The organism is Mesorhizobium sp. M1E.F.Ca.ET.041.01.1.1, assembly GCF_003997355.1.
Taxonomy (GTDB): Bacteria; Pseudomonadota; Alphaproteobacteria; order Rhizobiales; family Rhizobiaceae; genus Mesorhizobium.
The window spans coordinates 1-11,431 of record NZ_RZSL01000159.1; the positions used below are offsets into that span (position 1 = coordinate 1).

General features: G+C 65.8%; 12 protein-coding genes and 2 pseudogenes. 8 read left to right on the plus strand and 6 right to left on the minus strand.

Annotation, left to right across the window (positions count from 1 at the left end):
* From EOA38_RS39195 to msuE (EOA38_RS15400), 7 genes and pseudogenes are all read left to right on the plus strand, one after another.
* Positions 1-435, plus strand: a pseudogene (locus EOA38_RS39195) (sulfonate ABC transporter substrate-binding protein); the annotation flags it as partial.
* Complete coding sequence (gene ssuD, locus EOA38_RS15375; RefSeq protein WP_126090017.1) at positions 432-1,610, plus strand: FMNH2-dependent alkanesulfonate monooxygenase; 1,179 nt, start codon at positions 432-434, stop codon at positions 1,608-1,610. The pseudogene EOA38_RS39195 and the gene ssuD, both read left to right, overlap by 4 nt.
* Positions 1,611-1,612: 2 nt before the next feature.
* Positions 1,613-2,431, plus strand: coding sequence for an aliphatic sulfonate ABC transporter permease SsuC (gene ssuC, locus EOA38_RS15380; protein WP_126090018.1), 819 nt, complete (start codon positions 1,613-1,615; stop codon positions 2,429-2,431).
* A gap of 86 nt (positions 2,432-2,517) precedes the next feature.
* Complete coding sequence (locus EOA38_RS15385; RefSeq protein WP_127299594.1) at positions 2,518-3,258, plus strand: ATP-binding cassette domain-containing protein; 741 nt, start codon at positions 2,518-2,520, stop codon at positions 3,256-3,258.
* A 52-nt stretch (positions 3,259-3,310) separates the two neighbouring features.
* Entirely contained in the window at positions 3,311-5,116 is a 1,806-nt protein-coding gene (locus EOA38_RS40365; RefSeq protein ID WP_245480841.1) for a vanadium-dependent haloperoxidase, read from the plus strand.
* Between the two features lie 89 nt (positions 5,117-5,205).
* Positions 5,206-5,997 carry a rhodanese-like domain-containing protein gene (locus EOA38_RS15395; protein WP_245480842.1) on the plus strand — a complete coding sequence of 264 codons (792 nt, stop codon included), beginning with the start codon at positions 5,206-5,208 and terminating at the stop codon, positions 5,995-5,997.
* Between the two features lie 5 nt (positions 5,998-6,002).
* Positions 6,003-6,499 (plus strand): annotated as a pseudogene (gene msuE / locus EOA38_RS15400) (FMN reductase).
* A gap of 6 nt (positions 6,500-6,505) precedes the next feature.
* On the opposite strand, the gene EOA38_RS39200 reads toward msuE (EOA38_RS15400), so the two are convergent.
* Complete coding sequence (locus EOA38_RS39200; RefSeq protein WP_189434689.1) at positions 6,506-6,682, minus strand: hypothetical protein; 177 nt, start codon at positions 6,680-6,682, stop codon at positions 6,506-6,508.
* A 153-nt stretch (positions 6,683-6,835) separates the two neighbouring features.
* On the opposite strand from EOA38_RS39200, the gene EOA38_RS15405 reads away from it, so the two are divergent.
* Positions 6,836-7,339 carry a flavin reductase family protein gene (locus tag EOA38_RS15405; protein ID WP_127299589.1) on the plus strand — a complete coding sequence of 168 codons (504 nt, stop codon included), beginning with the start codon at positions 6,836-6,838 and terminating at the stop codon, positions 7,337-7,339.
* 98 nt (positions 7,340-7,437) lie between these two features.
* Here EOA38_RS15405 and EOA38_RS15410 read toward each other — a convergent pair whose 3' ends face one another.
* The 5 genes from EOA38_RS15410 to EOA38_RS15430 all read right to left on the minus strand — a co-directional run.
* A complete protein-coding gene (locus EOA38_RS15410; RefSeq protein ID WP_127299590.1) occupies positions 7,438-8,160 on the minus strand; it encodes a glutathione binding-like protein in 723 nt (240 codons plus the stop codon).
* Between the two features lie 109 nt (positions 8,161-8,269).
* Positions 8,270-8,887: an FMN reductase gene (gene msuE / locus EOA38_RS15415; protein ID WP_127299591.1), complete on the minus strand. Its 618-nt coding sequence runs from the start codon at positions 8,885-8,887 to the stop codon at positions 8,270-8,272.
* Positions 8,888-8,963: 76 nt separating this feature from the next.
* Positions 8,964-10,016, minus strand: coding sequence for an aldo/keto reductase (locus EOA38_RS15420; protein WP_127299592.1), 1,053 nt, complete (start codon positions 10,014-10,016; stop codon positions 8,964-8,966).
* A gap of 21 nt (positions 10,017-10,037) precedes the next feature.
* Positions 10,038-10,985, minus strand: coding sequence for an oligopeptide/dipeptide ABC transporter ATP-binding protein (locus EOA38_RS15425; protein WP_127299593.1), 948 nt, complete (start codon positions 10,983-10,985; stop codon positions 10,038-10,040).
* Positions 10,963-11,431 (minus strand): oligopeptide/dipeptide ABC transporter ATP-binding protein (locus EOA38_RS15430; RefSeq protein ID WP_145965971.1); only part of this gene is annotated, 469 nt, incomplete at its 5' end. The genes EOA38_RS15425 and EOA38_RS15430, both read right to left, overlap by 23 nt.

Consider the following 11,431-nt stretch of genomic DNA (forward strand, 5'->3'; position numbering starts at 1 on the left):
CGCGCCGCCTTCGAGCAGGGCGCCGTCGATGCCTGGGTCATCTGGGAGCCCTTCCTGGCAGCCGCCGAAGCGGCGACCGGTGCACGGCAGCTGGCGAACGGCAGCGGCGTCGTGGACAATCACGAGTTCTACCTGTCCTCGCGCGACTTCCTCGACGCTCATCCCGACGCGGTCGACACGATCCTTGCCTCGCTCGGCGAGGTCGACACATGGATCAACGCTAGTCGCGCCGACGTGGCGAAGCAGTTCTCGCCGGCGCTCGGCATTCCCGAGGAGGTGCTGCAGGTCGCGGTCCAGCGGCGCAGCTACGGCGTGCAGCCGATCACGCCGGAAGTGGCGGCCGCGCAGCAGAAGATCGCCGACGTGTTCTTCAAGCTCGGCCTGATCCCGCACGAGATCTCGATCGCCGACGCCGTGAGGAAGCCGCAATCGTGAACACCGCAGCCGACCTGTCGCCCGACCGGGTGAACGTGCTGTGGTTCCTGCCGACCCACGGGGACGGCAGGTACCTCGGCACCGCAGTCGGCGGCCGTGCGACCGATCTCCCGTATCTCAGGCAGATCGCGCAGGCGGCAGACCAGCTCGGCTACTACGGCGTGCTGTTGCCGACGGGAAAGAGCTGTGAGGATTCCTGGATCGTCGCCTCGGCGATGCTCACCTCCACGGAGCGGTTGAAGTTCCTGGTCGCGGTGAGGCCCGGGCTACAGCCGCCGACCGTCGCCGCGCGCATGACCGCAACGCTGGACCGTCTGTCAAGCGGACGCCTGTTGATCAACGTCGTCACCGGCGGCGACCCGGTCGAAAATAAGGGTGACGGCATCTTCCTCAGCCATGCCGACCGCTACGAGATCACCCGCGAGTTCATGCATGCTTACAAGGCGCTGCTCGCCGGCGAGACCGTGACGACGTCGGGCAAGCACATCCGCCTCGAGGGCGGACAGCTATTGTTCCCGCCGGTGCAGTCACCGCATCCGCCGCTCTACTTCGGCGGCTCATCCGAAGAAGGCATCGACGTCGCAGCCGAGACGGTCGACAAATATCTCACCTGGGGCGAGCCGCCGGCACTCGTCGCCGAGAAGATCGCCAAGGTGAGGGCGACGACCCGCAAGCACGGCCGAAAACTCAGCTTCGGCATTCGCCTTCACGTCATCGTGCGCGAGACCTCTGACGAAGCCTGGGCAGCGGCCGACCGCCTGATCGCGCATCTCGACGACGAGACGATCGCCAAGGCGCAAACCGTGTTCGCGCGCATGGACTCCGTCGGGCAGAGCCGCATGAGCGCGCTGCACGGCGGGCGCCGCGACAAGCTCGTCGTCAGCCCCAATCTCTGGGCGGGCGTCGGCCTGGTCAGAGGCGGTGCGGGAACCGCCCTCGTCGGTTCGCCGGAAGAAGTCGCCGCACGCATGAACGAATACCGGTCGATCGGCATCGATACGTTCATCCTGTCGGGCTACCCGCATCTCGAAGAAGCGTACCGGTTCGCCGAACTCGTCTTCCCGTTGCTGCCGCTGGCGCATGCGCCGGAGAAGGCCGAGCTCTCCGTCAACACCGGTCCGTTCGGCGAGACGATCGCCAACGAGATCCGCCCCGCTGCAAGAAGGGCGTCCTGAGCATGGCCCGGCCCTCGCGCCTTCACGGCACCGGCGCGGCAGCGTTTCAGACGCTGGCGTCCTGGGCGCTGCCGATCGGCCTCGTGATCGTCTGGGAGATCGCCTCGCGAAGCGGCGCGCTGTCGACCCGCCTCCTGCCGGCGCCAAGCGCAGTAGCGGTGGCGTTCTGGGAGAGCCTCAAAAACGGCACGCTTCTTACCCACGCGACGATCTCGACCGAACGCGCGCTCAAGGGGCTGCTCATCGGCGGCGGCATCGGCTTCGTGCTGGGAATCCTCGCCGGGGTCTCGCGACTGGCTGAGACCATCTTCGACTCCTCGATGCAGATGCTGCGCAATGTGCCGCATCTGGCAATCATCCCGCTGGTCATCCTGTGGTTCGGGATCGGCGAAGGAGCGAAGATATTCCTCGTCGCGATCGGCACAGCCTTTCCGATTTATCTCAACACCTTCCACGGCATCCGCACCGTCGATCCGAAGCTGATCGAGATGGCGCGCGTCTACGGACTGGGTCCATTCGCCCTGTTCTTCAGGGTAATCCTTCCCGGTGCGCTCCCCTCGATCCTCGTCGGGCTACGCTTCTCGCTCGGCATCATGTGGCTCACTCTGATCGTGGCCGAAACGATCTCGGCTTCGTCCGGCATCGGCTACATGACCATGAACGCGCGCGAGTTCCTGCAGACGGACGTCGTCGTGCTCGGCATCATCGTCTACGCGCTGCTCGGCAAGCTGGCCGATTTCATCACGCGGATCATCGAGGCACGCGCACTCGCCTGGCATCCTGCCTATCGTCCGAATGCAACCAGGGAAGCGACGTCGTGAGAGAGTCTGCGACCGTGCTGCGGCTGCACAAGGATGCCGTGTTCCACGAGGCGGACGCGCCGGCGGAGCCGGATCTGCTTCGCCGCGTGGCACCGGGCGACCTCGACACGCGGTCACCGGGTGGGCAGGACGTCCGCCTCGACGGCCTCTCGAAGTCGTTTGGCGAGAGATGCGTCCTGTCGGAACTCGACCTGACGATTCCCGCCGGGCAATTGCTGGCGATCGTCGGCCGCTCCGGCTGCGGCAAGTCCACGCTGCTTCGTCTCATCGCCGGCCTCGACCGGCCGACGAGCGGCACGATTGCGGTCGGCGGCGCCAAAGTCGAGTCGCTGCAATCGAACGTCCGGCTGCTCTTCCAGGACGCGCGGCTGCTTCCCTGGCATCGCGTGCTGGGCAATGTCGGCATTGCGCGCACCAAGGGTTGGCGCGAGACGGCTGCCAAGGCCCTTGCGGATGTGGGACTCGCCGATCGATCGAAGGACTGGCCCGCCGTCCTGTCCGGCGGACAGGCCCAGCGCGTCGCGCTCGCCAGGGCTCTGGTGAGCCGGCCAGGAGTCCTGCTCCTCGACGAGCCGTTCGGCGCTCTCGATGCATTGACGCGCATGGAGATGCATCGCCTGCTTGAGCGCATCTGGCGCGAGCACGGCTTTACGACAGTGCTCATCACCCATGACGTCGCCGAGGCGGTGGCCCTTGCGGACCGGGTGCTCGTCATTCGCGACGGCGGCATAGCGCTCGACATGCCGGTCGATCTGCCCCGGCCGAGACGGGAGGCCGCCGATACCGCGGCCGTCGCGCTGCAGGCGAGAATTCTCGAAGAGGTATAGGCGCGGCGGTCCTCGACCCGCGCGGCGCTTCGGCAAGAGCAAGGAGCTGGTAATGACGCATCGGGGTCACGGATCGGATAGCGAAGACGGCCGGGCCGCCCGTGGGAGAGCGGCGCCAGATGCGGTGGGCGTTGCCGATGGCGGCCGCCGCCGCTTTCTGGGCGCCGCCGGAGGCGTCGCGGCGATAGCCGTCACGGGCTTGCCTCCGCTCGCAGTCGTCGGCGCGACGCCGGCCCGCGCCGCCGAACAAACCTCGGAGGAAGCCCACCTCGCCTTCCGTAAGCACGCCTATGTCGTGCGAAGCACCGCGGCGGATGCGGATTTCGCGGTCGAGGTAGCGCCGCATCCGGTTAACGGAGACGAGCAGAAGTATCCGAACCTGATCGGCTCCGACACGCGCGGCCTGCCGCATAACGAACGCGGCGAAGTCGACCGTGCAGCCTTTGACGCGGCGCTCATGGCCTATGCGTCGGGCGACCCGGCCGACTTCGAAGCCATACCGCTCGGCGGGAAGCGCAAGCAGCTCAATCCGATCGGCTCGCTCGCGGTGAACCTGACGGGCTGCGTCGGTCCGCAATTCGCTGTCCCGCCGGCTCCGACGCTCGACGGCGCAACCCGGGCGAGCGAGGCCGTCGAGCTCTACTGCCAGGCGCTCCTGCGCGACGTTCCGCTGTCGGAGCTGACGAACGACACCAGGAACAAGGACGTGCTCGCCGCGGTCGACGAATTGAACAAGCTCGCCGCGTTCAATGGCCCGCGCAGGGACGGCAACGTCACGCCCGAGACCCTGTTCCGCGGAACGGCGCTCTACGTCGACGCCGCAGATCCGTCGGGACGGACCGGGCGCTATGTGACGCCGCCCGGCACGCTTCAGGGTCCCTACATCTCGCAATTCCTGCTCAAGGACGCTCCTTACGGCAGCCAGCTCATCCCCGCCCGCATCCGCACCGCCGCGGCCGGCACCGATTTCCTCACCGGCTACGACGAGTGGCTCGCCATCCAGAACGGGAATCCGCCCGCCAAGCCGACCAGCTTCGACCCGACGCCGCGCTACATCGCGACCGGCCGCGATCTCGCCGAATATGTGCACAACAACCCGGCCGCCTTCTGGTCGGCCGCCCTGCTGCTCGGCGTGGGACCCGACAAGGCCAACGCCGAGTACGGCGGTTTCGGGATCCCGTTCAGCAAATCCAATCCCTACGTGAAGTCGAAGACGCAGACCGGCGGGTACGGCACTTTCGGACTGCCCTACGCCCAGGGCCTGCTGCCGCTGACTGCCTCGCTGGCCATCCGCGTGGCGTACTGGCAGAAATTCTACGTTCACCGCGCCTTGCGGCCGGAGGCCTATGGCGGGCTGATCCACCACCGCATCGCCAGCAAGGTCGATGCCTATCCCGTCCACGACGACGTCCTGAACTCGGCGGCTCTGGCACGAAGCGTCGGCAAGTTCGGCAGCCATCTCCTCTCCCACGTGTATCCGGAGGGAGCGCCGATCCACTCCACCTATCCCGGCGGCGCGGCCCAGATCGCTGCGTCCAACGTGACGATCCTCAAGGCGCTGTTCGATGAGGACGCCGTCATCCCCAATCCCGTGCAGCCCGACCCGAAGGATCCGACGAAACTCATCCCCTACCAGGGCGAGCCGCTCACCGTCGGTGGCGAGCTCAACAAGCTCGCCTGGAACTACGGCATCGGCCGCGACTGGGCCGGCATCCATTGGCGCTCCGACTTCTCGGCGTCGCTGGCGCTCGGCGAGGCTGTCGCGATCAGCGTGTTGCGCAACGAGCGGCAAACGTATCGTGAGCCGTTCGGGAAATTCACGTTCACCCGCTTCGACGGAACGAAGGCCGAGGTGTGATGTCTCGGCACACAGCAAGCGCGGCTAAAGCGGCGGCAGCTGGGGCCGCCTCCCACCATGGGTCGGAAACGCTCGCGCCGCGTGATCCAGTGATTGAGGCGGGCGAACTTTCCCTGCTCGCCGCCTTTCGCCTGCTCGATGTGCGCGATGCCGAGGCATTCCGGGCCGATCACGCGGCGAGTGCCGTCCGCGTGCCCGTCGAGCTCTGGGAAGCAGCCGCGAAGGCAGGCGAGACCTCATTCGAGAACGTCGCTTACTGGGAGCGTGCGATTGCCAGTCTCGGCGTCGGCGGATCCGTGCCTGCGGTCGTCTATGACGACGGTCGCATGACGGAGGCCGCGCGCGTGTGGTTCATCCTGCAGTATTTCGGAGCCGAGGCACTCATCGTGAACGGCGGATGGCCTGAAATCCGCGGTCGAAGCGAGCTGCTGGCTAAGGCGGGCGAGGCACCGGCATTGACGGCGTTTCGCGCGCGGCCGGGTGTCGGATCGGTCGGTCTGGTCGATCGTGACGCGCTGAAGGGAGAGCTCGACAGCGTCCAGCTTCTCGACGCCCGCACCGCGGCGGAGTTCGCCGGCACCGATCTTCGGCGCAATGCTCGAGGCGGGCATCTGCCGGGAGCGCGTCTGCTTTCTCACGCGAGCCTGCTCGAGGACGGCCGCCTGAGGCCAACCGCCGAGCTTCGAAGATTGCTGTCCGATGCCGGATTTCGCTCAGGCGGGCACGTGGTCACCCACTGCGATGGCGGTGGCCGCGCTGCGCTGGCCGCAATCGCCGCTGTCCGTGCCGGCTATGACGATGTCCGCGCATACTATCTCAGCTTCGCCGACTGGGCGAAGGACGAGAGCTGTCCGATCGTGCAGGACCAGCAGACCGGGTGACCGCCATGACCAACGCCACAGTCGTCGGCTTCTCCGGCAACCTTGCGCGGCCCCCGAAGACGCGTGGCTTCGTCCAGCATTTCGTCAGGGAGATCGCAGATCGGCATGGCCTTGCGGCGACCACGTTCGACCTCGACGACGTCGGCCCGTCGCTCGGTTCCGCGCGTTTGGTGCGCGACCTCGACAAACCCGGGCGCAGGGTGCTCGATGCCATTACCGCGGCCAATGTGCTGGTGGTCGGTTCGCCCACCTACAAGGGCAGCTATACCGGACTGTGCAAGCATTCTTCGACCTGATCGAGCCCTCCGCGCTGCGCGGCAAGCCGGTGCTTCTGACCGCGACCGGCGGCGGCGAGCGTCACGCCCTGATGGTCGAGCATCCGCTGAGGCCGCTGTTTGCCTTCTTCGAGTCTCTCGTCCTACCCACGGCGGTGTACGCGACCGAAAAGGACTTCCATCACGGCATACTCGCTTCCGAAGCGATCCGCGGCAGGTTTCCTTAGCAGTCGTCAGGTCGTCTCAACCCGCATCGGCAAACTTTGAGACCATTTTTCAGCTGTTGCGTTGAGCGTGCAATACGATGCTTTGTTGGAAAGCGAGCGCAGTGGGAAATATGTATCCGAGGCAGGGTGAGATTCTTTCAAAAACCCTTCCCTCACCTGACCAATTCCAAAGATATCATTCATGACTGAACTTCCAATGTGTTCCCAATCTTCTTTCCAAACTGATCACCCGGCGCACGGGCCTCGCCGCACTCTAGGCCTCGCCCGTCGCGCTGGGCGATGTAGGGCCGGCCCTGTCGACTAGAATCCTTCTCCGCCGAAGCAACCGGAGGTCAAATGCAACGGCAATCAAACTTCGATCCGGCGGGCTTCTGGAAGCTGCTCGGAATTCGCCCCGTCGCGGTGCCGATCGTCGCGGCGCGTGATGCCGACGGACCGGCCGGGCTGTTGGCGCTTTCGGCTACGCATGTGTCGGCCTCGCCTCCGGCGATGCTGGTCGCGATCGGCAACAGCACCTCCGCACTGAAGACGGTCACGACCTCGAAGGCATTCGCCATCAGCTATTTGCCCGAAGGCGCCGGCGAGGTCGCCGACATCTTCGGCGGCAAACGCAGCCTGAGCGGCGCCGACCGCTTCGGCACCGCCCGGTGGACATCCTTGACCACGGGGTCGCCGGTCTTTGCGGATGCGGTGCTGGCGTTCGATTGCGAGGTAGCGCAGGTGTTCGAGCACGAGGGCACACAGCTGGTCGTCGGCCGCATCGTCGACAGCATCGCCGACGCGAGCAGGCGGCCGCTCATTTTCGCAGGCGGGCGCTACAGGGTGCTGCCTACTGAATGAAGCATTCTGGCGGCGCGCTCGCGGCCCACTCTCCGCCACGTCATTGAGGAGGTGTCGGTTAGGCTGCCCCGGCTTGCTCTTCTCGGATGTGCTGCACCTCAGTCTGCGACGGGCAAAGCGCGCTGGTTGTAGAGTATCTTGCGGATGCGAGCCTGCTCTTCCTGCGGAAGCTTGCTCGTGTCGGTGGAGAGGTCAGCACCGACGGCCAGGCCGCGCTGCACGCCGGGCCTGGCGCCAACCTCTTCGAACCAGCGCTTGAAATGCTTGAACTCGTCGATGTCCTGTCCCTGGGCCTGCCAGCCGATCGTCCAGGGGAAGCTGATGATGTCGGCGATCGTGAACTCATCTCCCGCGATGTAGCGGCGATCGCGCAGCCGCATGTTGAGAACGCCATAGAGCCGGTTGGCCTCGTCCGTGAAGCGACGGACGGCGTAGGACTGATCGCCCTCCCTGTCGCCCAGCCGACGGAAGTGGCCGGCTTCGCCCAGCTTCGGACCCTGGTTTGCCACCTGCCAGGTCACCCACTGGGTGACCTCATATTTGCCGCGCAGATCCTGCGGCCACAACTTGCCGGTCTTCTCTGCGAGATAGAACAAAATCGCGCCCGACTCGAAGATGCTGATCGGGGGGCCGCCGTCCACCGGTTCGTGGTCGACGATCACCGGCATGCGGTGGTTCGGATTGAGCTTCAGGAACTCCGGCTTGAACTGGTCGCCTAAGCTGATGTTAACGGGCACCAGCCGGTACGGCGTCCCGGTCTCCTCCAAGAAGATCGATATCTTTTTGCCGTTCGGCGTCGGCCAATAGTGGAGGTCAATCATGATGGATGCCTTCAGTTGGTCGGAAGAGTCGCCGAGGCTTTCTCCTTGCGGGACACGCTCGCCTGGAATCTCGGCTGAGTGCAATCGCTGGACGGCGCCGTGGTCGCCGTTATCCGACCCGGGCTTGCGCACGCTGCTCGTATCGCGGTGCTGAAGCCGCGGACGCGCCCGTCTGGCGCGAGAGGAGAAGAGCCGCGAGTTGGTCGACGGCTTGCATCGCGCGGGTCAGCAGCAGCGGCTCGGCCAGGCTTCCGTCGACGAAGTCGCTGTCGCTGGCGTAGACGGCGCTCGGGACGGTGAGTGCGGAGAAGAAGCCGAAGAGCGGCCTCAACTGATGCTCCACGACCAGGGCATGACGATGCCCGCCGCCGGTTGCGCCGATCAGCACCGGACGGTCGACCAGCTTCAGCGGATCCACCAAGTCGAACATGTGCTTGAACAGCCCGGCATAGGAACCGTTGTAGACCGGCGTCGTGACGATCAGCGCGTCGGCCTGCTCGATCGCGTCCACGACCTCGAGCGCCTCCGGCGTCAACTCCTTGCGGCTGAAGGCGGCGCCCAGACCCCGTCCTGCGTCGACGAGGTCGAGGAAGCTCAGCGTCACGGATGCCCGCTCGCGCAGCGCCTCGCCGAGATGGTGCGCCAGCGTTCGCGACTTCGACGGTCTGTGTGTGTTGCCCGAGAACACGACGACATTCGGGCGTAACCGCTCGACTTGGCAATTCATTGGCTTCCTCATCATTCGAAGCGTTCGGTTTCATCGCACGGACGGCCTGTCACTGCAGCCGCGCCGTCGGCTAGGGTCAAGCGGCGCGCAGCGAGCGCGTCAGAGGGATCGGCGCCGGCTCCGACCGGGGCACGCGGCCCTCGACGGGGTGGCTCGGATCGTTGAAGCCATGCGTCGAGGCGTGCCCAGTCGTGACAAGCCGGTCGACGAAAGCCTCGTCCTCGGCCGTCAACGAAAACTCCAGCGCCTTGACGTAGCTCTCCCACTGCTCCTCCGTGCGCGGGCCGGCGATCGCAGCCGTTATCAGCTTGTTGTTCAGCACCCAGGCCAGAGCAAAATCGGCCGCCGAGACACCGCGCGATCTTGCATGTGCCGCGATCTGCTTGGCGATCTCGATCGACTCCGGCCGCCACTCCGTCTCGGCGATGCGCTTGTCGCCGCGCCCCGCCCGCGTGTCCACCGCCGGCACCTGATTGGGCTCGTATTTCGCGGTCAGCACGCCGCGCGCGAGCGGACTGTAAGAGACGACGCCGAGGCCGTAATAGGCGGCCGCCGGCAGCTGCTCGGCCTCGGCGGTGCGGTTGACGATGTTGTAGAGCGGCTGGCTTGTGACCGGCCTGTCGATGCCGAGTTGGTCCGCCAGATGCGCGACCTCGGCAATGCGCCAGGCGCGGAAGTTCGAGACACCGAAATAGCGCAGCTTGCCCTGGCGGATGAGGTCGGCAATCGCGCGTAACGGCTCTTCCAACGGCGCGTCAAAGATCGCGCGATGGAAGTAGAGGATATCGATGTAGTCCGTGCCGAGCCGGCGCAGGCTGTTCTCGACCGTCTGGATGACCCATTTGCGGGAGTGGCCGCCGAGATTCGGACCCTTGTCGTGCGAATTGACGAACTTGGTCGCGACGACCCAGTGGTCGCGGCTTGCCTTGATGCCGCGCCCGACGACCTCTTCCGACTTGCCGTTGTGATAGACGTCGGCAGTGTCGATGAAATTGATGCCTTGATCGCGCGCGCGGTCGATAATTCGATGTGCAACCTTTTCTTCCGTTGGCCCACCGAACATCATCGTGCCGAGGCTAAGCGGCGAGACCTTCAGTGCGCTGCGGCCCAGATAGCGGTAGTCGGACATTCTGCTGCTCCGTTCTCAAATTCAGTTGATGGTAGCTTCCGCGTGGTGGCAGGCCACTTTGTGGCCGGGCGCCAGCGCCCTGAACTCGGGTTCCTGCGACCGGCAGATCTCCGTTGCCAGCGGGCAGCGAGTATGGAATCGGCAGCCGCTCGGGATATCCTGCGGGCTCGGCAGGTCGCCGTGGATCGGCGCCGCCTGCCGCCGCCGCGAAGCGTCGGGCACTGCGTCCATCAGCGCGCGCGTATAGGGATGGCGCGGCGACGCCCAGAGAGTGGCGTTGTCGGCGCTCTCTACGATACGGCCGAGATACATCACCAGCACCCGGTCGGCGAAATAGCGGACCACCGAGAGGTCGTGCGAGATGAAGAGATAGGAGAGGCCGAGCTGCCTCTTCATCTCGACCAGCAGGTTGAGAATCTGCGCCTGGATCGAGAGATCGAGCGCGGACACCGGCTCATCGCAGATGACCAGTTCGGGATTGAGGATCAGCGCACGCGCGATGCCGATGCGCTGGCGCTGGCCGCCGGAAAACTCGTGCGGATAGCGCCCGACCGAATCCTTGGGCAGGCCGACCTTGGCAAGGATATCCTCCACGATCGCCCTGCGTTCCGCCCTGGTGCCGATGCCGTGCACTTTGAGCGGGGCAGTCAGGATTTCGCCGATCGTGTGACGCGGGTTGAGCGAAGCGAACGGGTCCTGGAAGATCATTTGGATGCTTCGGCGCACCGCCTTCAGGCGGCGCTGCTCGAGCACGGTGATGTCGGTCCCGTCGAATGCAATCCTGCCCCCCGTCGGGTCGACGAGCCGCATGATGCTCTTGCCTAGCGTGGACTTCCCGCAGCCGCTTTCGCCGACGAGACCGACCGTCTCGCCGCGCTCGACCTCGAGCGACACGCCGTCAACCGCCCTCAGATGACCGCCGGGGGCACGGAAATGCGTTTCGAGGTCAGAGACGGACAGCAGCGTCATGCGCGACCTCCGGGCCAAAGGTGTATGGACAGGCGACGAGGCGACCGTCGCCGACGTCGATCAGGTTTGGCGAAAAATGCGCGCAGCTGTCGCGGGCGATGGCGCAACGCGGACGGAAAGGGCAACCCCTCTCGCCGGTCGCCGAGACGCTGCTGCCGGGAATCTCGATCAGCCTCGACTCGCGGTAGTGGAGATCGCTCTTCAGCCGCGGCGAGGCGGCGAGCAATCCGCGCGTATAGGGATGCAAGGGTGTCGAGAACAGCGCGTCGGGCAGCGCCTGCTCGACCTTGCGGCCGGCGTACATGACGATGACCTTGTCGGCCCACTGCGCGACGATGCCGACATCGTGGGTGATCAGCACCAGTGCCATCGACAGCTCGCGCCGCAGCGAGTCGAGGAGATCTAGCACCTGCGCCTGGATGGTGACGTCGAGTGCTGTCGTGGGC